The organism is Actinophytocola sp., from assembly GCF_036378875.1.
In the GTDB taxonomy this organism is placed as follows: Bacteria; Actinomycetota; Actinomycetes; order Mycobacteriales; family Pseudonocardiaceae; genus Actinophytocola.
Window position 1 is genome coordinate 141,708 of the sequence record NZ_DASUVO010000101.1, and the last position, 20,550, is coordinate 162,257.

A 20,550-nucleotide genomic window follows, 5' to 3' on the forward strand; every position below is an offset into this window, starting at 1 on the left:
CTGGTCGTCGCGGTCGGGTTGTGCACGGTCGACCTGGTCCAGCGGGTGTCGGTGCTGCCGGCGCCCGGCGAGAAGGTGCAGTCGCTGTCCGTGGAGGTGGCGGCGGGCGGACCGGCGGCGAACGCCGCGGTCGCGGTCGCCGCGCTCGGTGGCCGCGTCCGGCTGTCCACTGTGCTCGGCTCGCACCCGCTGGCCCGGCTGGCGGCCGACGATCTGACTTCCTGCGGCGTGGAACTGGTCGACACGCGGCCGGACCGGGAGACACCGCCCGCGGTGAGCGCGGTGTCGGTCCGCACGAGCGACGGCGAGCGAACCGTGGTCTCACACAACGCGGCCGGCGTCTCGGCGTCGTCGGCCGTTGACCTGTCGGACGCGGATGCCCTGCTGCTGGACGGGCATCACCCCGAGTTGGCCCTCCTCGCGGCCCGTGCGGCGCGGGAGCGAGGCGTCCCGGTGGTGCTGGACGCGGGGAGCTGGAAACCGGTGCTCGCGGACCTGTTGTCCTTTGTGGACATATGTGCGTGCTCGGCGGCCTTCACCTCGCCGGCGCCGGTCACCACGCCAGTGGTGATCAGGACAAACGGGCCGAACCCGGTGACGTGGTCGGTCGGCGACGGGTCCGGGTCGGTGCCCGTACCAGCGGTGACCGCGAAGGACACCTCCGGCGCCGGGGACGTGTGGCACGGCGCGTTCGCGCTGGCCGTGGCACGGCTGGGCCGGGTGCCGTCGGCGGCCGAGGTGCCGGCGTTGATCGAGTACGCGAACCGCGCGGCGGCCGTGCGGGTCCAGCATGAAGGAGCGAGGGCATGGGTGGCACCGATGCGGGCGCTGTGAGTTTCGGTGATCTGGTGTCCCGTGTCCGCGCGCTGGCGCCGGGACGGGTGCTGCTGGGGATCTGCGGCGCGCCCGGCGCGGGCAAGTCCACCCTCGCGGACCGGCTGGTGGCGGCGCTGGGCGACGAGGCCGTCTACGTGGGCATGGACGGCTTCCACCTGGCACAGGTCGAACTGACCCGGCTGGACCGCACGGCGCGGAAGGGCGCTCCGGACACGTTCGACGCGGCCGGGTATGTCAACCTGCTGGCACGCCTGGCGAAACCGTCGCCGGGCATCGTGTACGCCCCGGAGTTCCGCCGCGAGATCGAGGAACCCATCGCGGGCGCGGTCCCCGTCCGGCCAGAGCACCGTATCGTGGTGACGGAAGGCAACTACCTGTTGCTGGCTGACGAACCGTGGCGCGAGGTGCGCGGGCTGCTGACGGAGACGTGGTTCCTGGCCCCGGACGAGACGGTGCGGCGAGAACGGCTCATCGCCCGCCACGAGGCGTTCGGCCGCACGCGGGACGAGGCACGCGAGCGCACCCTGGGCTCCGACGAGCGCAACGCCGTGCTGATCAACGCCACGCTCCCGTCCGCGGACCTGGTCCTACGCTCGATCCTCTGAGCCCGATGCCCTGAAGGTGCCCTTCGAGGCGTTGAACCCAGATCCACCGATGGTCTTGGTGGCTCGGGGTGTGGCCCGGTGGACTCGCTGCGCGGTTTCGGGGCGCGAAGCGCCCCGAAACCGCCTGACGTCACGGGGCGGTGGCGACTTCGGCCGGCAGCCGTGCGAGGAAGGCGTGTTCACGCCACGATCGATGTCCCGAAAGACGCGCTCATGTCGTTGAACGTCCCCATCGCGTCGTTCAGGGCACCAGCTGGGCGCTGGCAAGCGGGCCTGACCAGGTCCGCACCTCTCGCAAGGGTGCGACAGACGACAAGATCATCGGTGGATCGAGGTTCAACGTCCCGAAGGTTCCCTTCAGGACATTCCGCCGGGCGCGAACGTCGTACCGCTTGCCTTGTTGCTTCCGTAAGGTTGGTAGCGGTGTAATTATGTAAGCAAGGAGGTGGCGGACATGGGACCAAGAGGACATCGCTGGGGCCCGGGACGAGGCTGGGGTGGTCACGGCAAGGGTCGCGGCCGGGGCGGTTGGCAGCAGGCCGACCTGCCGGACGCGGACGACGCGTCCGCCTGGTTCGCGGGTCGGCTGCCGGACGGCTGGTTCACCGAGTCGCCGGTCGTCGTCGTGGACCGGGAAGAGATCACCGTCGTCGGCACGCTGCCGGCGCTCGAGGGCACGTTCGACGACGACGCGGGCCGCGCCGCCGCGGAGGCCGGGCGGATCAGCCGGTTCCGCGAGGACACCCGTGACGAGCGGATCGAGATCGCCCGTCAGGCCGAGCACCGGTACGGCCGCAAGGTCGCGTGGGGCGCGAAGCTGGGCGGTACGGAGCAGCTGTTCACCACGCTGTCGGTGCCGGTGATGACCCGGCTGCGGCAGGAGGAGCGCCTGGTACTGGACACGCTGGTCGACGCGGGTGTCGCGCGGTCGCGGTCCGAGGCACTGGCCTGGGCGGTCCGGCTCGTCGGCGAGCACGCCGAGCAGTGGCTGTCGGAGTTGCGTGAGGCCATGGCCAAGGTCGACGACCTACGCGCGCAGGGTCCGGAGCTGTAGTCCGACCCCGGCCAGCAGGACCAGGATCACCAGGCAGAACGCGATCAGCCCGGTGGTCAGCGAGACATACCGGGCGGCCGCGCCCAGCCCCATGATGGGCACGGTCAGCCCCAGGTACCCAGCAAGGAAGACGCCGGCCGCCGCCTCGCCCTTCGCGGCGGGGTCGGCCAGCCGGGCCGCCGAGGCCATGGCGCCCTTGAACAGCAGCCCGGCACCCGCCCCGGCGAGCGCGCCGGCCAGCACGAACAGCGTCAGCGAACCGGCGACCCCGCCGGCCAGCAGCACGGCAACGCCCCCGACCAGCGCGCCGACACCGATGGTGAGCTGACGGTCCAGGCCGAGGCGGCCCGAGGAGAGCTGCGCGAGCACCCCGAACAGGAACACCGCGCACGACACGGCCCCCGACAGCAGGGCCGACGAGGTACCGACGCTGGCGGCGAGAAGCTTCGGCGTCAGCGACGTGAACAGCCCGAACAGGGCGAAGGCGGTGAACGCGCCCGCCGCCGTCACGAAGTACTCCCGCCGCGCGGCCGACGGCACCGACACGCGCTGAGGCCGGTACCGCCTCGGTGTGGCGGTCACGGTCTCAGGCACGAGCGTGACGCCGATGGCGCAGACGGCCAGCAGCACGAGGAAGACGATGTAGACGGTCGTGAGTGGACCGTCCACATACTGCGCGAGGAAGCCGGACACGAGCGGTCCGAGCCCCAGGCCGCCGAGGTTGGCGGCCGTGGCGACGTGACCGGAGTACCGAATCCCGGCCCGTGCCGCGAGGTCGCCGAGGTGTGCGGTGGCGGTGGCGGTGATCAGCCCGGTGCCGAGCCCGCAGATCACCCTGGCGATGATCAGCACGGGTAGCTCGTGGTTGGCGAGAAACAGTGCCGCGGCAAGGATTTCGAGGAGCACGCCAGGCAGCAGCACGCGCCGGCGGCCGACCCAGTCGGACACGTGCCCCGCGAGGAAGAGGCTGATCAGCACGCCGACGGCGTACGCGGAGAACGCGACGGTGACCATCGACGTGGGGAACCCGTCCGCTTGCTGGTAGAGCGGCCAGAGCGGCGTTGGCACGGTCGAGAACGCCATCGCGGTCAGAAAGGTAGCCGCCACCATCCAGAACCCGGACTTCATGATCCCAGGGTGCGCCCGAGAAGCGTTCACGAAAAGCGATGGTTTTCGATACTTGCCATCTATCATCGAGATGGTGGAGCTGCGACAGCTGCAGTGCTTCCTGGCGGTGGTGGACGAGGGCACGTTCACCGCGGCCGCCGTCCGCCTCCACGTCGTGCAGTCCGCGGTGAGCAGCACCATCAAGGCACTGGAACGGTCGCTCGGGGTGGCCTTGTTCGAGCGGGGCCGCCGCCCGATGCTGACGGACGCTGGCCGGCGTCTGCTCCCGCCGGCGCGCCAGATGGTGGAGCTGGCCGCCACGACCCGCGAGGCGGTCCGCACGGAGTTGAGTGGCGAACTTCGGGTGGGCGTGCTCATGGCGGTGCCGATGGACCTGCCGCGGCTGCTGTCGCGTTACCGCGCGGCGCACCCTCGGGTTCACGTCCGGATGCGGGCGATGCCAAGGGGCTCCGCGGACCTGGTCGAGGCACTGCGGTCCGGCATGCTCGACGTGGCGTTCGTGTCGGTGCCGGGCGTGATCGACCCGAGCCTGACGCTGACCCCCATCGTGCGGGAGCCGCTGGTGCTGTTGCTTCCGCCAGACCACCCGCTGGCCAGCTCGGAGGAGCCGCTGTCGCTTGCCGACCTGGCTGGCGAGACGTGGATCGACGCCCCGGAGGGTTACGGCAACCGGACGGTCGTGGACGCCGCGTTCGCGCGGGCCGGGCTGTCGCGGGAGGTGGCGCTCGAAGTGCCGGACGCGAACACGATCCCGGGCCTCGTGGCTGCGGGCCTGGGCATCGGCTTCCTCCCACCCGGCATCCCGGTTCCCCCGACCGTCCACACACCACAGCTGGCCACCGACGACCTGTACTGGCCGATGTACCTGGCCACCACCGTCGACCGCCGCGACCGCCCGTCGGTGAAGGCCTTCACCGACCTGTTCAACGAGTAGGACAAGACCTGGCCTACTTGGCTTCTAGAGTTGCTCGCGTGGCTCACCTTTCCCGGCGCACCCTCAACCGGACGCTGCTGACGCGGCAGTTCCTCACCGAGCGCACCTCGCTGCCGGCGTCGGTGGTCGTCGAGCGGCTGGTCGCGATGCAGTCGCAGGAGCCAAACTGGCCGTACGTGGGGCTGTGGACCAGGGTGGCCGGCTTCCGGCACGACGACCTGACGGCGCTGCTCCACGACCGGAGCGTGGTGCGGTCGACGGTGCTGCGCCGCACACAACACCTGGTCAGCGGCAACGACTTCGGCTGGCTGCGGCCGACCATTCAGCCCATTGTGGACAGTGCGCTGCGCAGTAAGTTCTTCCTGACCGAGATCGACGGGATGGACCTGGACGAGCTGGCCATGACCGGTCGGGAGCTGTTGGCCGGCCGCACCCTCACGCGACGCGAGTTCGGCCGGCTCCTCGCCGAGCGCTTCCCCGGCCGGCACGCCGGCAGGCTCGCCTCGACGGTGGAACTCAAGGTGGCGCTGGTGCACGCGCCGGCCGACGGCGCGTGGGGCAGGTGGGGCACGCCCAGCTCGGTGTCCGTGACGCTCGCCGAGGAGTGGACCGGACGGCCCATGGCCACGGCACGACAGCTCGACACGATGATCCACCGGTACCTGGCGGCGTTCGGGCCGGCGAGCGTGCCGGACATGCAGGCGTGGAGCGGGCTGACCCGGCTGCGCGAGGTCGTCGACGGCATGGCGCTGCGCGCGTACCGCGACGAGCACGGCAAGGAGCTCTTCGACCTGCCCGACACTCCGCTCGCCGAGGACGACACGCCGACGCCGGTGCGCTTCCTGCCCGGCTACGACAACCTGCTGCTGGGCCACGCCGACCGGACCCGCGTGGTCAGCGACGAGGACCGCAAGCAGGTCACGCCGGGCGGCGCCGTGGTGCGGCCCACTTTCCTCGTCGACGGGTTCGTGCGCGGACTCTGGTCAGTGGCCGACTCGACGCTGACGGTCATCCCGTTCCGCCCACTGTCGAAAATGGACACCGCAGCCGTTCGGACGGAGGCCGAACGCCTACTTCCCTTCGTCACCAACGCCAAGGACGCGCACGTCGCCTTCGAGTGATCACGCACCCAGGCGGGTCACCAGGTCTTCGACCGTGGTTACCGGGCGATCGCAGACGTAGCCGTGGCAGACGTACGCGGCTGCTTCGCCGTTCACGAGGGGACGGTCGGCCAGGAGCGGGACCGAGTCCGGTTCGCCGGCTAGGATGACCGAGCCGCCGGGGGCGTGTGTCATGGCCGCCTTCGTCAGCGCTCGGGCGGACTCCGGTGAACCCACGATCGCCACCTGTAGTGGGCCCTTCGCCAGTGCTTCCGCCACGCTCAGCCAGTGGCCGGCGAAGCGTGGGGCCCGCTCGGCGAGTTGGCCGGCGCGTGCGACCGCTTCCTCCGCCGCGCCTCGGTAACGGGACGCGGTGTCGAAGCCAACCAGTGACGACGCCGTCAGCAGCGCACCGGCCAGCGCGGATGCGCCCGACGGGCTCGCGTTGTCGCTCGGGTCCGACGGGCGCCACACAAGGGCGTCCGCGTCGTCGGCCGTGTCGTGGTACGCGCCAGAGGCTTCCGGGTCCGCGAAGTGGGCCAGTGCGGTGTCCAGCAACCCGACGGCGACCGTCAGCCAGCGCGGGTCGGCCGTGGCTTGGTGCAGGGTCAGCAGGCCGTCGGCCAGACAGCTGTAGTCCTCCAGCACCCCTGCCGCGCTGCCGGGGACACCGTCGCGGGACGCGCGCCGCAGTCGGCCGTCGGCCAGGTGCGTCGACGTCACGACCTCCGCTGCCGCCACCGCGGCGGACAGCCAGCGCGGCTCGTCGAACGCCACACCCGCGGCCGCCAGCGCGCCGATCGTCAGGCCGTTCCAGGCGGTGATCACCTTGTCGTCGCGGGCCGGCTGTGGGCGCTCCGCACGGACCGCCAGCAGCCGACGACGCACGTCGTCGAACCGGTCGGGATCATCGGGCTCGCTGACCAGCCGGAGGGTGGACGTGCCGTGCTCGAACGTGCCGGCGTCGGTCACCCCGAACACCGTCGCCGCCCACGCGCCGTCGTTTTCGCCGAGGACTTCGGTCAGCTGCGCGGGTGTCCACGCGTACGTCAGGCCCTCGACGCCCTCGGTGTCCGCGTCCAGCGAGGCCGCGAACCCGTTTTCGTTGGTACGCAACCGGTTCAGCAGGAAGTCGGCGGTGTCCGACGCGACCGTGCGGTAGCGGGGGTTGCCCGTGCGCAGCGCCAGCCTCGTGTACAGGCGAAGCAGCAACGCGTTGTCGTACAACATCTTCTCGAAGTGCGGCACGACCCAGCGGGCGTCGACGCTATAACGGGCGAAGCCGCCGTCCAGCTGGTCGTAGATGCCGCCGGCGGCCATCGCGGCGGCCGTGTTATCCACAATGGACAGAGCTTCGACGGAGCCGGTGCGTTCGTGGTGGCGCAGCAGGAACTCCAGTACCATGGACGGCGGGAACTTCGGCGCGTTACCGAAACCACCGTTGCGGCGGTCGTACTCGCCGAGCAGCGTGGTCGCCGCGGCCGCCAGCACCGACTCGTCCACAATGGACGACGGCAGCGCGGCGGTCTGCTTGCGCAGTTCGTCGACGATCCGGCCGCCCGCCTCCCGCACCTCGGCGTCCCGGGACGTCCACGCGACGTGCACCGCGTCGAGCAACTGGCGGAACGACGGCGAGCCCGACCGCGGCGCCGGCGGGTAGTAGGTGCCGCAGTGGAACGGCTCGCCGGACGGGGTGAGGAAGCAGGTCATCGGCCATCCACCCTGGCCGGTCATCGCCTGGGTCGCGGTCATGTAGACGGCGTCCACGTCGGGCCGCTCCTCGCGGTCCACCTTGATGTTCACGAACTTCTCGTTCATGACCGCCGCGGTTTCGGTGTCCTCGAACGACTCGTGCGCCATCACGTGACACCAGTGGCACGCCGCGTAACCGACCGACAGCAGGATCGGCACGTCCCGCCGCCGCGCCTCCTCGAACGCCTCGTCCGACCAGGGCCACCAGTCGACCGGGTTGTCGGCGTGCTGCAGCAGGTACGGGCTCGTCGCGTTCGCCAGCCGGTTCGCCATGACACCACCCTTCCAGAAACCCGCGAGTCGCGAGGTCTGGCCTATGTCTTTCGTCGGGGGTTGGTGTGGTCGGTTGGCGGATCTGTTGCTGACCTGCTGGTTCGTAGCGTTCGCGGCATGAGATCACTGGTTTTGGGGTTGGTGCTGGCGGTTGCCCCGCCGGCGCCGGCCACTGTCGATGGCTATCTCGCGGATGCGCTCGAGGCGACCGGGCTTCCCGGGGTGTCCGTTGTGGTCACCCATGGCGACCGGATCGTGCACGCGACCGGCGCAGGGCACGACTCGCTCGACAATCCCGTCACGGCCGACACCCCGATGCGGGTGGCGTCGGTGAGCAAGTCGTTCACGGCGGCGGCGGCGATGACACTGGTCGAGGACGGTCGGGTGGAGCTGGACGGACCAGTGGGGCTCCCCGGCATTCCGCGCGACGTGACGGTGCGGCAGCTGCTGAACCAGACGTCCGGGCTGTCGGACAGCTCGGTGGACATCGGCCGGTTGAAGTCGGCGCGGACGCTGGCGGAGTACGTGTCGCTCCTGCCGCCCGTGACCCCGGCGGCGCCGCCGGGCACGCGGTGGGCGTACAGCAACGTGAACTACGACCTCGCGGCACGGCTGGTCGAGGTGGCCTCGGGGCAGCCGTTCGACGAGTACGTGCGGGAGCACGTGTTCGAGCCGCTGGGGATGCGGGACAGCTCGGTCGGCGGTTGGGCGGCCGACGGGTACAACTCGCTGTTCGGCGTGTGGTTCTCCCGCCCGGAACTGGGCGGCGGGCCGGCGGTGCAGGGCTCGGGCGCGGTGGTGACGACGGCGCGGGACATGGGCCGGTGGCTCATCGCACAGAACGGCCACGGGCCCTTCCCGGAGTCGATGCTCCGCACCATGCACGAGCCGTCCACAGTGGATGAATACGGGATGGGCTGGTCCCCCGACGACGACGGGCTGCTCGTACACAGCGGCAACCTGTGGACCTACAACGCGATCCAGGCCATCGACCCGAAGACCGGCTACGGCTACGCGGTCATGACGAACGGCGCGGGCATGGCCGACGAAACAGGGGCCATCCTGGCCGGGCTGGTGGCGCTCACGCGCGGCGAGACCCCGGAGACACCTGGCGGCTCCGGCCAGCTCATCGAGTGGGTACTGGCGGCCCTGACCGCCCTGGCACTGACCCTGGGCATCATGGGCGTACTCCGGTCGAAACGCTGGATGAAACATCGCCTGACCAGGCGAAACCACGAAATTTCAACGCCCGTTGACCATTCCGCTACGGGTAACCCAACCCCCACCCGATCCCGGGGGCGTCCCGCCGTGCCAGTCTACCGGCAGGGGGTGACGGGGACGTCGACTTCGATCTTGGCTGTGGACAACTCCGTGGGTTGTGGACAACTTCGGTGGTGGGTTTGGCTTCGGCTTCTGCCCTTGCTGCTGCCGGGCCTGCTGTTCGTGTTCTATCCGCAGGTCGTGTCGTACATCAGTGCTGGGCGGACCGTGTTGTGGGCGCAGCTGTTCTACTTCGCGCTGCCGCTCACCGTCACGCTCGCCGTGGCCGGGGTGGCCGGTCTCGCGGTCTTCGTGGCGCGGGTCGTCCGGCTAAGGTCGGTGCGGTGAGCCTCGGGGTGCTCGCCGTCCTCGGGCTGGTCGGCGGGCTGCGTATGGAGAGCATGCCCGTGTGGCGGGTCGGGGCGTTCCTCGCGCTCGCGATCGTCGCGTACCTGCACGGGCGGCACGTCGACAGCCGTTTTGGTTGGCAGGTCATCGCCGGTGTCGCGGCCGTCGGCTGCGGGGTCGTCGCGGCGACCGCACCCGCTGAGCTGTCGTCGGTGCTGTTCACGCTGGTCATCACGGTCGTGCTGCCCTGGCTCGCCGGGCGGTACCGGCGCCAGCAGGTGCTTCTCTTCGAGGCCGAGCGTGAGCGGGTCCGGCAGCTGGAACGCGAGCAGGAGCACGTCGCCGAGCGGGCGCGGTTGCAGGAGCGGGGCCGGCTCGCCGCCGACCTGCACGACTCGCTGGGCCACGAGCTGGCGCTGATCGCCCTGCGCGCGGGTGCGCTGGAGCTGTCGCCGGAGCTGGCGGACCGGCACCAGAAGGCGGCCGGGGAGATGCGGTCCTCGGCGGTGGCGGCCACCGATCGGCTGCGGCAGGCCCTGGAGATGCTGCGGGAACGCGACGACGTGCCACCGGTCGAGGAGGTCGTGGCGAGGGCCCGTGACGCCGGCATGGCTGTCACGCTCGAGGGCCCGCCCGCCATGCCCGGGCTCGTCGACCAGGCCGTGCGGCGGGTCGTGCGGGAGGCACTCACCAACGCCGCCAAGCACGCGCCCGGCGCCCCGGTGACGGTCGCCGTCGCGGCCGAGCGGCACCGCGTCACCGTGCATGTCGCCAACTCGGCCAGGCAACCGGCCACCACCGGCAGCGGGCTCGTCGGCCTCCAGGAACGCCTGCGGCTCCTCGGCGGCCGACTCGACACCGCCTACCGCGACGGCACGTTTCACCTCGACGCCGAGGTGCCGGTGGCATGATCCGCGTCCTGCTGGCCGACGACGAGGCCATGATCCGCGCCGGTCTCACCGCGGTCCTCGCCACCGATCCCGGCATCACGGTGGTCGCCGAGGCCGGCGACGGGCGGGAGGCCATCGAGCTCACCCACGCCCATCAGCCCGACGTCGTGCTCATGGACATCCGCATGCCCGGGCTCGATGGGCTCACGGCCGCCGCCGAGCTGCGCGGCGTGGCCCCGGTGGTGATGCTGACGACCTTCGACGAGGACGAGTACGTGGCCAGGGCGCTGGCGGACGGCGCCAGCGGCTTCCTGCTCAAGGCCGCCGACCCGCGTGAACTGCTGATCGCCGTGCGCGCGGTGGCCGACGGAGCCGCCTACCTGTCGCCCCGCGTCGCGCACCGTGTGATCGCGGGGCTGCGCACGGCCGAGCTGAGCCGCCCTGCCGCGGCCCGCCGCAAGGTCGACCGGCTCACGCCGAGGGAGCGGGACGTGCTCGCGCTCGTCGGCCGTGGCCTGTCCAACCAGGAGATCGCCCGCGAACTGCACCTCGCGGAGGGGACCGTCAAGGCCCACCTGTCGTCGATCCTGCGTGGTCTCGACGTGCAGAACCGCGTGCAGGCGGCCATCACCGCCTACGAGGCCGGGATGACCGAGTAGCTACTTCTTGTCGTCGTCGGACGCCTTCTCGGCTGGCTCGGCCGGGGACTCCGCGGGCGGGTCGAACGAGGCGGGCACGCGCTTGAGGTGCTTGGTCATCGAGCGGACCAGGAACGCGACCGCGATGAAGAACAGCAGCAACACGAGTAGGCCGACCGGCGACGACTTGCCGAAGTCGGCGCCCTCCCCGCCGGGCTCGTTCGGCTGGGAGGGCTGCGCGACCAGCGCCACCGCATCTGAGGCAGCCACGTCCGGCCCCAGGAAGAGCGGGCCGGAACCTGAAGTCATGGTGCGCTTACCTTCTCCTTTATCCCCGAGAACAGGTCGTCCTCGGGCACCGTCGTGTCCACGAGGGACCGCACCAGCTCGTACTCCTCGTACGGCCAGACCTCCCGCTGCATGTCCAGCGGGACGAAGAACCAGCGGCTGTTCGGGTCGATCTGCGTCGCGTGCGCGAGCAGCGCGGCGTCCCTCGTCTCGAAGTATTCCCCACACTCGACACGCGTCGTCACCCGGTCGGCGACATCACCTCGGTCGGTGTCCCACTTCTCGAGCCACTCGGCGTACGGGGACTCCAGGCCGCGGGCCAGCAGCGCGTCGTGCATGGCCTGCATGCGCTTGCGGGAGAAACCGTGCGAGTAGTACAGCTTCAGCGGCGTCCACGGCTCGCCGGCTTCCGGGTACAGGTCCGGCTCGCTCGCCGCGTCGAACGCCGCCACGGACACCTCGTGGCAGCGGATGTGGTCGGGGTGCGGGTAGCCGCCGTTCTCGTCGTAGGTGATGACGACGTGGGGCTTGAACTCACGGATGAGCTTGACCAGCGGCGGCACCGACTCCTCCAGCGGCACCAGCGCGAAGCAGCCGTCGGGCAGCGGTGGTTTCGGGTCCCCCTCAGGCAGGCCGGAGTCGACGAAGCCGAGCCAGCGGTGCTCGACACCGAGGATCTCGGCCGCCCGCGCCATCTCCTTGCGGCGGTACTCGACCATGTTCTCCAGCACGTCGGGCCGCTCCATGGCCGGGTTGAGAATGTCGCCCCGTTCCCCTCCGGTGCAGGTCACCACCATGACCTCGTGACCTTCGGCCACGTACTTCACCATCGTCGCGGCACCCTTGCTGGACTCGTCGTCTGGGTGTGCGTGCACCGTCATCAGACGCAGCGTGTCGGCCATGACCTTCGTGTTCCCTCCTGGACGTCCCCCGGAGTCATGCGCTCACGGCGGTGAGCGGATACTCGGCTTTGGACATACGAACCATTCCAGCTGGGTGCATTGTTCCCGCTGGGTACGACGATTCTCGCGGAGGCCCCGAGGATGACCGCTTCCGGTAGCGCGCTGCTGGAGGACCGCTATGGCACCAAGCCACGCCGGGCCAGCAAGCGCACCTACTGGGTGGTCGGCGCGATCGCACTGGTCGTCGGCGCGGGCGTGGCGTGGATCGGGTACGTCAACTTCGGGTCCGCCCCCATCGAGACGCAGGCCACGAGCTTCGCGAGCCTGCCGAACAACCAGATGAAGCTGACCTTCGACGTCACCCGCGACGATCCGTCGCGGCCCGCGGTGTGCATCGTGCGGACCAGGGTTCTCGACGGCAGCGAAGGCGGCCGCAAGGAGGTGTACATCGCACCTGCGGAGGGCTCCGTGACGATGACGACGGTCATCACGAGCAGCGGCGAACCGGTCACCGCCGATGTTTTCGGGTGCTCATATCAGGTGCCGGCATATCTGTCCACGCACATGCCGCCATCAGGGTGAACTAGACCGCCACCCCTCGGCCGATCGGACAAAACGGACAAGCTCGTTCTTGTATCCGTGGTATTCTGACGTACCTGCACGGCCCCTTGCGGGCCGTGTTTTTTCCGTTCCGGGTGTCCGCCGCCCGCCCGGAAACTACCGCCCCGAATCCCCGGGATCGGAAGTATTGACGAGGAGTTGGTGACCGTGAGCGACACCCAGGTGACCTGGCTGACACAGGAGGCCTACGGTCGGCTCAAGCAAGAACTCGACGAGCTGGTCGCGAATCGCCCGGTAATCGCCGCGAAGATCAACACGAGTCGCGAAGAGGGTGACCTCAAGGAGAACGGGGGCTACCACGCGGCCCGTGAGGAGCAAGGCCACCAAGAGGCGCGGATCCGTCACCTGCAGGAACTGTTGCGTAGCGCCAAGGTCGGCGAGGCGCCCCGCAACGACGGTCTGGCCGAGCCGGGCAAGGTCCTCACCATCAGGTACGAGGGTGACGACGACGAGGAGAAGTTCCTGCTGGCCACCCGCGAGGAGGGCGCTGAGGGCGAGCTCGAGGTGTACTCACCCGAGTCGCCGCTGGGGAAGGCACTTCTCGGCGCCAAAGAGGGCGAGACTCGGTCCTACGAGCTGCCCAACGGCTCCCTGCAGAAAGTAACGCTCATCAAGGCCGTGCCGTACGCCGGCTGATCTTCGTGCGCAGCTGAAGGGCCGTTCGGGCGGCCAGGTTCCGAACGGCCTCTTCAGGGCACCGAACGCGCGCGTGCGCTGCCCGCCACTCGTTCCAGCAGTGGGCGCACTCGCGGCGCGATCGGGGTCGACAGTGCGATCGAGGTGGACGTGCGGCTCACCCAGCGCACGTCGACGACCTTGTCGATGACCCGCTGCAGGTCCGCGTTCGACGTCGCCACCATGCGCACCAGCAGGTCGCCTTCGCCCGTCGTGGCGTGGACCTCGCACACCTCGTCGATGGCGGCCAGCCGTTCCGCCACCTCGGCACGCTTGCCCTGCGCGATCTCCAGTACGGCGAACGCCGTCAGCCCGTAGCCCATCGCGGCCAGATCCAGGTCCGGCGGAAAGCCTTTCAGCAGGCCGCGCTGTTCGAGGCGGTCCATCCGCGCCTGGATTGTTCCCCTCGCAACGCCCAGCCTGCGTGAGCACTCCAGCACGCCCAGTCGCGGCTCGTCCATGAGCAGCAGCAACAGTCGCGCGTCCAGCTGGTCGATCTCGTCCGACACCCGCCAACCTCCTGCACATCCTGCTCACTTTGCTCGTTCAGACTCCAGCACCGCTGCACAATATGTCCAGCAAAACTCCAGGCTGTTGCACAGCCTGCCCGGCCAGGCGGATGCTGCGGTTACCGCAGCTCAACCTATGGGAGGGCATCATGACCGGCACCCTCGGCCACGATCGTCAGCTCGATGACGTCAGCTTCGACCAGTTGCGCCAGCTCGTCGGGCTGGTCGACTACGACTCGTCGAAAGATCCGTTCCCGGTGAAGGCGATGGACGCCGTTGTCTTCGTGGTCGGGAACGCGACACAGACCGCCTGGTTCTACCAAGTCGCGTTCGGCATGCGGCTCGTCGCCTACTCCGGGCCGGAGACCGGCAACCGGGACCACAAGTCCTTCGTGCTCGAGTCCGGGTCCGCGCGGTTCGTCGTCGACGGTGGGGTCGCGCCGACCAGCCCGCTGCACGAGCACCACCGCAAGCACGGCGACGGCGTGGTTGACCTCGCGCTCGAGGTGGCCGACGTCGACCAGTGCATCAGGCACGCCCGTGCGCAGGGGGCCACGATTCTCGAGGAACCGCACGACGTGTCCGACGAGCACGGCACCGTGCGGCGCGCGGCCATCGCGGCGTACGGCGAGACCAGGCACACACTCGTCGACCGGTCCCGCTACACCGGGCCCTATCTGCCCGGCTATGTGGCCAAGGAGTCCACGGTCCCGGTGCGGAGGCGGCTGTTCCAGGCCGTCGACCACTGCGTCGGCAACGTCGAGCTCGGCAAGATGGACCACTGGGTCGAGTTCTACAACCGGGTCATGGGCTTCGTGAACATGGCCGAGTTCGTCGGCGACGACATCGCCACGGACTACTCCGCGCTGATGTCCAAGGTCGTGTCGAACGGCAACCACCGCGTGAAGTTCCCGCTGAACGAGCCGGCCGTCGCGAAGCGGAAGTCGCAGATCGACGAGTACCTGGAGTTCTACGCCGGCGCCGGCTGCCAGCACATCGCGCTCGCCACGAACGACATCGTCCGCACGTGCCAGGAGATGCGCGCGGCGGGCGTGGAGTTCCTCGACACACCGGACTCGTACTACGACGACCCGGAGCTACGGGCCCGGATCGGTCAGGTGCGGGTGCCGATCGAGGTACTGAAGGAGCACCGGATCCTGGTCGACCGGGACGAGGACGGCTACCTGCTGCAGATCTTCACCAAGCCGATCGGCGACCGCCCGACGGTGTTCTACGAGCTGATCGAACGGCACGGCTCGCTTGGCTTCGGCAAGGGCAACTTCAAGGCACTGTTCGAGGCCATCGAACGCGAGCAGGAACGCCGCGGAAACCTGTAGGGAGAAGAGGTTACGGGGCCTGGTCGAGCTGGCCGGGCCTCGACAGCTCGTTCAACGCGGGATCGCTCTCGTACGTCTGTGGCTCTTCCTGGGCCGGGGGCAGGTGCTCCGGATCCACGCAGCTGCCCATCAACTCGACCTGGCCGTCGTCACGCTGGACGTACTGGCCAGGATCCCCACAGCCCGCTGCTTGGACAGTGAACACCGCGACCCCACCCAGCGCTACGGCCGCCAGTGTCGCTCCCGCCAGCGGAAGCACTCCCGCAAGCCGAGCCCCGACCGCCATGCGTCACTCCTGCGTTCCCGTGTCAAAACCGTGTGTGCAGTCGAGAGTACCCGGGTTCGGAAAAGTGTGTCAGCTAGCTGAGCGCCTGGAGGAGGTCCTGGACGAGGTCGGTGCCGTCCTCGATGCCGACGGACAGGCGCAGGACGTCACCGGACACCTGCAGCGGGGAGCCCGTGGTGCTGGCGTGGGTCATGCGGCCCGGGTGCTCGATCAGCGACTCGACCCCGCCGAGCGACTCGGCCAGGATGAACAGCTTCGTGCGGGCCGCCACGTCGAGCGCGGCCTGCTCGCCGCCGGTGACCGAGAACGACACCATGCCGCCGAACCGGCGCATCTGCTTGGCCGCGACCTCGTGACCGGGGTGGTCGGTCAGGCCGGGGTAGTAGACCTTGGAGACCTTCGGGTGCCCCAGCAACGCCTCGACGACGCGCTCGGCGTTGTCGCTGTGCTTTTCCATCCGCAGCCCGAGGGTCTTGGCGCCACGCAGGGTCAGCCACGCGTCGAACGGGCCGGGCACGGCGCCGACCGCGTTGCGCAGGAAGCCGAACTGCTCGTGCAGCTCGTCGTCGGAGGTGATCAACGCACCGCCGACGACGTCGGAGTGGCCGCTGACGTACTTGGTGGTCGAGTGCAGCACGACGTCCGCGCCGAAACCGAGCGGCGACTGCAGGTACGGGGTGGCGAAGGTGTTGTCCACGACCAGCCGGGCGCCCGCGCCCGCCGCCACGTGCGCGAGCGCGGTGATGTCGGCGATGCCGAGCAGCGGGTTGGTGGGCGTCTCGGTCCAGATGACCTTGGTGTTCGGCTGGACCGCGGCCCGCGCGGTTTCGACGTCGTGGAGGTCGACGGTCGTGTACTCGACGCCCCACAGCTTCAGGACCTTGTCGAGCAGGCGGAACGTGCCGCCGTAGGCGTCGCCGCCGAGGATCACGTGGTCGCCAGGGCGCGTCATGGTGCGCAGCGCGATGTCGGAGGCGGCCATGCCGGACGCGAACGCGAGCGCGTGCCGGCCGCCCTCCAGGGACGCCAGGGACTCCTCGAGCGCGGTGCGCGTCGGGTTCGCGGTGCGTGAGTACTCGTATCCGCCCTCGCGCACGCCGCCGACGCCGTCCTGGGCGAAGGTGGACGTGGCGTAGATCGGGACGATGACCGAGCCGGTGCGCGGGTCAGGTCGCTGACCAGCGTGAATCGCACGCGTCTCGAAGCCCCACCGGCTCGTGTCCTCTTCCATGTCCAAACTCTACGGCTTTCTGATCCGGTGCCCACTATGTGGGACGAGAACGTGCAGGTCGAATGCCTACACAGAAGTCAACTTCACCTCATTGCGTGAAATTCCCGGAAAAAGCGAACGCCGGTGAGCCCTTGGCCCACCGGCGTTTCTGTCATCTCACCACGGCTGCTGCGGCGGCCCACCCGGCTGCGGCGGCTGCCCGTAGCCCTGCTGAGGAGGCTGCTGCTGCCCGTAACCCTGCTGAGGAGGCTGGCCATACCCCTGCGGCGGCTGCCCGAAGCCTTGCTGCGGTTGACCGAAGCCCTGCTGAGGAGGCTGCTGCCCGAAACCCTGCTGCGGCTGGCCGAACCCACCACTGGGCGGGCCACCGAAGCCGCCGCCGGGACCGGCGAGCACCGACTCGCCACCGAGGAACTTCTTGGTCGCCGGCACGAAACCGAGCGCGCCGATGCCGCCGGCGATGATGCCGCCGATGATCCCCCAGACCGCGATCCCGGGCAGGTCGACCTCGGCGTCGTCGGGCACGTTGATGCCGTTGACCAGGATCATCTCGACGATGCCGAAGATCAGCATCAGCGCGCCACCCGCGACCAGGACCATCGACGCCAGCTTGTGCTTGAGGAAGACCAGGACACCGCCGCCGATCGCGGCGACGCCGCCGAGTGCCATGCCGATGGTGCAGAGCCACAGCATGCCGGTCGAGGGCAGCCCGGCAGCCTCGATAGCCTCCGCGGGTGCGCCCTCGAGGACGTCGGCGTAGTCACCCAGCTCGCCCATGTCGACTAACGCGAAGATGGCCACCACCAGGCCGACGATGGCCGCCAGGCCGGCGAGGCCCCACGCGATCATCTGGGTGTTCTGGCCCTGGCCGCCGAAGGCCGGCCCCTGGCCGAGGCCCGGCTGCTGCGCGAACCCACCACCCGGCGGCGGGAACCCTGGCGGCGGCTGCTGGCCGAACCCGGGTGGCTGTTGCCCGTAGCCGGGGGGCGGCTGCTGGCCGGGGAAGCCCTGCTGCTGACCGTATCCCGGCTGTCCCGGGAACCCACCGGTGTTCGGGTCCGCGCCGGGCGGGGGCGCGTACGGCGGCTGCTGCGGAGGCAGGGAGCCGGGCGGCACCATCTGCGTGGCACCCGAGTCCTGCTGCTGCGGCTGGCCAAACGACCCAGGCGACACGACCTGCGTGGCGCCCGAGTCGGGGTCGTGCGGGCGCTGGCCCGGCTGGATCGCCTGTGTGCGCTCGACACCGTCAGCGCCGGTCTGGCCGCCCGGTGGCGGCAACGGCTGGCCCGGCTGGATTGCCTGCGTCGGGCCGGCGTTCGTCAGGGCAGGGTTCTGGTGCTCACCCTCCCCCTGCTGCGGTGGCGGGCCGCCCTGCCACGGTTGGTTCGGCGGCTGCGGAGCGCTCATCGGGCTACAACCCCTCTTCACAAACTCATTCGTCGGCTTACGTGCGGGTCAACGCTAGACCATCACAACTGCTGGTGCCTGTAACGCCCGGGAGTATGCGAACGATTTACCGCCCCGCGAGGAAGCCGAGGAGGTCCTGCCTGGTCACCACACCGGCCGGTTTGCCGTCAACCAGCACGAGCGCGGCGTCCGCCGTCGACAGTGCCGACATGGCCGCGGTGACCTGCTCACCTGCGCCGATGGTGGGCAGCGGCGGCGACATGTGCCCTTCGAGCCGGTCCGCCAGCGCGGCCTTGCCGGTGAACAGGGCGTCCAGCAGGTCCCGCTCGTTGACCGCGCCGACGACCTCCGCGGCCATCACCGGCGGCTCCGCGTTCACGACCGGCATCTGGGACACGGCGAACTCGCGCAGGTACCCCACCGCGTCCGCGACGGTCTCGTTCGGGTGCGCGTGCACCAGGTCCGGCATCGCGCCGCCGGTGCCCTTGCGGCGCAGCACATCGCCGACCGTCGCGCCGGAGTGCTCGGGCGGCAGGAAGCCGTAGGACGCCATCCAGCTGTCGTTGAACACCTTCGACAGGTAGCCGCGGCCGCCGTCGGGCAGCAGCACGACCACGACGTCGTCCGGGCCGAGCCGCCGCGCGAGCCGGACCGCGGCCGCCGCCGCCATCCCGCACGAGCCGCCGACCAGCAGGCCCTCCTCGCGGGCGAGACGCCGGGTGACCTCGAACGACTCGGCGTCGGAGATCGCGATGATCTCGTCGGCGATGTCACGGTCGTAGGCGGACGGCCAGAAGTCCTCGCCGACGCCCTCGACCAGGTACGGCCGACCCGTGCCGCCGGAGTACACGGAGCCCTCCGGGTCCGCGCCGACGATCTTCACCCGGCCGTTCGAGATCTCCTTGAGGTAGCGCCCGGTGCCGGAGATGGTGCCGCCGGTACCCACGCCCGCGACGAAGTGCGTGACCCGGCCCTCGGTCTGCCGCCAGATCTCGGGGCCGGTCGAGTGGTAGTGGCTCTCCGGGTTCTCCGGGTTGGAGTACTGGTCCGGCTTCCACGCGCCCTCGATCTCGGTGACGAGCCGGTCGGAGACGTTGTAGTACGAGTTGGGGTGCTCCGGCGCGACCGCCGTCGGGCACACCACGACCTCGGCGCCGTAGGCCTTGAGGGTGTTCCGCTTGTCCTCGGAGACCTTGTCCGGGCACACGAACACACACCGGTAGCCCTTGCGCTGCGCGACCATCGCGAGTCCGACGCCGGTGTTGCCCGAGGTCGGCTCGACGATCGTGCCGCCCGGCTTGAGCTCGCCGGACGCCTCGGCCGCCTCGATCATCCGCAGTGCGATGCGGTCCTTGACGCTGCCGCCGGGGTTGAAGTACTCGACCTTCGCGAGCACGGTCGCCGGCACCCCCTCCGCCAGCGCACCCAGCTTGACCAGGGGGGTGTTACCCACCAGGTCGGTCACATGCTCGACGTACTCCATGCCCGCGAGCCTAGCCAGAGAGGTCCACCACTGTTAGGCCAGTTCACTCGACGGAATCAGCCACGTTTCAGCGAACTCCTAGTGACGCGGCACACACTCGACAACGAGTCGACGATATTCACACTGACGTGACTACTGGTTGCGACACTCCTCACAGGAGGACGGCGATGGGTGGAGTACGGGCCATCAAGGCTCTGGTTGTCGCCGCCGGCTCGGTCGGCGGTCTGTCCGGTGCGGCGTACGGGCTGCTCAACGGGCAGTCGAGGCGTGCGCGGTCGATCATCGGCACGCCGAGGGACCTACCGCTCAACGCCGACGGCCTGTACCTGCCCAACGGCGCCGGGCCGTTCGCGCCCACGCGGAGTGACCATCTTTCGTTCGCCATGCTGGGGGACTCACTGGCGGCGGGACTTGGCGTGGAGTCACCGGACCAGCTGCCGGGCGTGCGCCTGGCGCACGGGTTGGCCGACGAGCTCGACGTGCCGGTGCGGCTGATGACCCACGCGGTCAGCGGCTCACGCACCACCGACCTCGAGGCGCAGGTGGACCGCGCGCTGATCAACCCGCCGGACCTGGCGCTGGTGATCATCGGCGGCAACGACGTGACGGCCAGGACCAGCATCGGCGCCTCCGCCACGCTGCTCGGCCGCCAGGTGGCGCGCCTCGTGGAGACCGGCGCCACGGTGGTGGTCGGCACGTGCCCCGACCTGGCCATCATCCGGGCGATCCCCCAGCCGCTGCGGACGATCGCCAGCCGCTACTCGCTGTCGCTCGCGCGTGCGCAGCGCCGGGTGCTCGACCAGATGGGCGTGCGGGCGGTGTCGGTCGCCGCGCTGCTGGCACCGGAGTTCGGTGCCCGCCCGCACGACCTGTTCAGCGCGGACCGGTTCCACCCCAACGGCAAGGGCTACGAGTACGCGGCGGCTGTGTTGCTCGCGCCATTGTGTACTGCGGCACGGTCGAGCCGCGTAGCCTCCTGGTCAGGTACCTGA

General features: G+C 70.0%; 21 protein-coding genes. 12 read left to right on the forward strand and 9 right to left on the reverse strand.

The features are described from left to right. The 3 genes from VF106_RS29750 (at position 1) to abmR (ending at position 2,496) form a co-directional block, all read left to right on the forward strand. On the forward strand, positions 1-834 hold the full coding sequence (locus VF106_RS29750) for a PfkB family carbohydrate kinase (RefSeq protein WP_330843413.1): 834 nt from the start codon (positions 1-3) through the stop codon (positions 832-834). Beyond that, positions 807-1,442 (forward strand): nucleoside/nucleotide kinase family protein, encoded by a 636-nt coding sequence (locus tag VF106_RS29755; protein WP_330843188.1) that lies wholly within the window; start codon positions 807-809, stop codon positions 1,440-1,442. The genes VF106_RS29750 and VF106_RS29755 overlap by 28 nt, the downstream gene beginning before the upstream one ends. 454 nt (positions 1,443-1,896) lie before the next feature. Further along, positions 1,897-2,496: an ATP-binding transcription factor AbmR gene (abmR, locus tag VF106_RS29760; RefSeq protein ID WP_330843189.1), complete on the forward strand. Its 600-nt coding sequence runs from the start codon at positions 1,897-1,899 to the stop codon at positions 2,494-2,496. Here the strand turns inward: abmR and VF106_RS29765 are convergent. After that, positions 2,470-3,624 carry an MFS transporter gene (locus tag VF106_RS29765; protein WP_330843190.1) on the reverse strand — a complete coding sequence of 385 codons (1,155 nt, stop codon included), beginning with the start codon at positions 3,622-3,624 and terminating at the stop codon, positions 2,470-2,472. The genes abmR and VF106_RS29765 overlap by 27 nt on opposite strands. A gap of 73 nt (positions 3,625-3,697) precedes the next feature. On the opposite strand from VF106_RS29765, the gene VF106_RS29770 reads away from it, so the two are divergent. Then, positions 3,698-4,558, forward strand: a complete 861-nt coding sequence (locus tag VF106_RS29770) for a LysR family transcriptional regulator (protein ID WP_330843191.1) — start codon at positions 3,698-3,700, stop codon at positions 4,556-4,558. 38 nt (positions 4,559-4,596) lie between these two features. Further along, positions 4,597-5,679 carry a winged helix DNA-binding domain-containing protein gene (locus VF106_RS29775; protein WP_330843192.1) on the forward strand — a complete coding sequence of 361 codons (1,083 nt, stop codon included), beginning with the start codon at positions 4,597-4,599 and terminating at the stop codon, positions 5,677-5,679. Here VF106_RS29775 and VF106_RS29780 read toward each other — a convergent pair whose 3' ends face one another. After that, the gene (locus tag VF106_RS29780) at positions 5,680-7,683 is read right to left on the reverse strand and encodes a thioredoxin domain-containing protein (protein ID WP_330843193.1); all 2,004 of its coding nucleotides are present in this window, start codon (positions 7,681-7,683) and stop codon (positions 5,680-5,682) included. 117 nt (positions 7,684-7,800) lie between these two features. Between VF106_RS29780 and VF106_RS29785 the strand changes: the two genes are divergently transcribed. The 3 genes from VF106_RS29785 to VF106_RS29795 are packed head-to-tail and all read left to right on the forward strand — an operon-like array spanning position 7,801 to position 10,840. Then, positions 7,801-9,291 carry a serine hydrolase domain-containing protein gene (locus VF106_RS29785; RefSeq protein WP_330843194.1) on the forward strand — a complete coding sequence of 497 codons (1,491 nt, stop codon included), beginning with the start codon at positions 7,801-7,803 and terminating at the stop codon, positions 9,289-9,291. Then, positions 9,288-10,202, forward strand: a complete 915-nt coding sequence (locus VF106_RS29790; protein ID WP_330843195.1) for a sensor histidine kinase — start codon at positions 9,288-9,290, stop codon at positions 10,200-10,202. The genes VF106_RS29785 and VF106_RS29790 overlap by 4 nt, the downstream gene beginning before the upstream one ends. Beyond that, the gene (locus VF106_RS29795) at positions 10,199-10,840 is read left to right on the forward strand and encodes a response regulator (RefSeq protein WP_330843196.1); all 642 of its coding nucleotides are present in this window, start codon (positions 10,199-10,201) and stop codon (positions 10,838-10,840) included. The genes VF106_RS29790 and VF106_RS29795 overlap by 4 nt, the downstream gene beginning before the upstream one ends. On the opposite strand, the gene VF106_RS29800 is transcribed toward VF106_RS29795, so the two are convergent. Together VF106_RS29800 and mca are read right to left on the reverse strand one after the other, a co-directional pair. After that, positions 10,841-11,128, reverse strand: coding sequence for a hypothetical protein (locus tag VF106_RS29800; RefSeq protein WP_330843197.1), 288 nt, complete (start codon positions 11,126-11,128; stop codon positions 10,841-10,843). It abuts the gene before it with no gap. Continuing rightward, positions 11,125-12,009 carry a mycothiol conjugate amidase Mca gene (gene mca / locus VF106_RS29805; RefSeq protein ID WP_330843198.1) on the reverse strand — a complete coding sequence of 295 codons (885 nt, stop codon included), beginning with the start codon at positions 12,007-12,009 and terminating at the stop codon, positions 11,125-11,127. Before mca ends, VF106_RS29800 begins: the two co-directional genes overlap by 4 nt. Positions 12,010-12,150: 141 nt before the next feature. On the opposite strand from mca, the gene VF106_RS29810 reads away from it, so the two are divergent. Both VF106_RS29810 and greA read left to right on the forward strand, forming a co-directional pair. After that, positions 12,151-12,591: a DUF4307 domain-containing protein gene (locus VF106_RS29810; RefSeq protein ID WP_330843199.1), complete on the forward strand. Its 441-nt coding sequence runs from the start codon at positions 12,151-12,153 to the stop codon at positions 12,589-12,591. 177 nt (positions 12,592-12,768) lie between these two features. After that, a complete protein-coding gene (greA, locus tag VF106_RS29815; RefSeq protein WP_330843200.1) occupies positions 12,769-13,266 on the forward strand; it encodes a transcription elongation factor GreA in 498 nt (165 codons plus the stop codon). Between the two features lie 53 nt (positions 13,267-13,319). On the opposite strand, the gene VF106_RS29820 is transcribed toward greA, so the two are convergent. Continuing rightward, positions 13,320-13,814, reverse strand: a complete 495-nt coding sequence (locus tag VF106_RS29820) for an Lrp/AsnC family transcriptional regulator (RefSeq protein WP_330843201.1) — start codon at positions 13,812-13,814, stop codon at positions 13,320-13,322. Positions 13,815-13,963: 149 nt separating this feature from the next. Between VF106_RS29820 and hppD the strand changes: the two genes are divergently transcribed. Further along, positions 13,964-15,151, forward strand: a complete 1,188-nt coding sequence (hppD, locus tag VF106_RS29825) for a 4-hydroxyphenylpyruvate dioxygenase (RefSeq protein ID WP_330843202.1) — start codon at positions 13,964-13,966, stop codon at positions 15,149-15,151. 10 nt (positions 15,152-15,161) lie between these two features. Here hppD and VF106_RS29830 read toward each other — a convergent pair whose 3' ends face one another. The 4 genes from VF106_RS29830 to VF106_RS29845 all read right to left on the reverse strand — a co-directional run bounded on the left by VF106_RS29830 (position 15,162) and on the right by VF106_RS29845 (position 19,558). After that, positions 15,162-15,437 carry a hypothetical protein gene (locus VF106_RS29830; protein WP_330843203.1) on the reverse strand — a complete coding sequence of 92 codons (276 nt, stop codon included), beginning with the start codon at positions 15,435-15,437 and terminating at the stop codon, positions 15,162-15,164. A 73-nt stretch (positions 15,438-15,510) separates the two neighbouring features. Then, on the reverse strand, positions 15,511-16,668 hold the full coding sequence (locus VF106_RS29835) for a cystathionine gamma-synthase (protein WP_330843204.1): 1,158 nt from the start codon (positions 16,666-16,668) through the stop codon (positions 15,511-15,513). Between the two features lie 156 nt (positions 16,669-16,824). Next, positions 16,825-18,075 carry a hypothetical protein gene (locus tag VF106_RS29840; protein ID WP_330843205.1) on the reverse strand — a complete coding sequence of 417 codons (1,251 nt, stop codon included), beginning with the start codon at positions 18,073-18,075 and terminating at the stop codon, positions 16,825-16,827. 106 nt (positions 18,076-18,181) lie between these two features. Beyond that, positions 18,182-19,558, reverse strand: coding sequence for a cystathionine beta-synthase (locus VF106_RS29845; RefSeq protein ID WP_330843206.1), 1,377 nt, complete (start codon positions 19,556-19,558; stop codon positions 18,182-18,184). Between the two features lie 167 nt (positions 19,559-19,725). Between VF106_RS29845 and VF106_RS29850 the strand changes: the two genes are divergently transcribed. Then, positions 19,726-20,550, forward strand: a complete 825-nt coding sequence (locus VF106_RS29850; RefSeq protein ID WP_330843207.1) for an SGNH/GDSL hydrolase family protein — start codon at positions 19,726-19,728, stop codon at positions 20,548-20,550.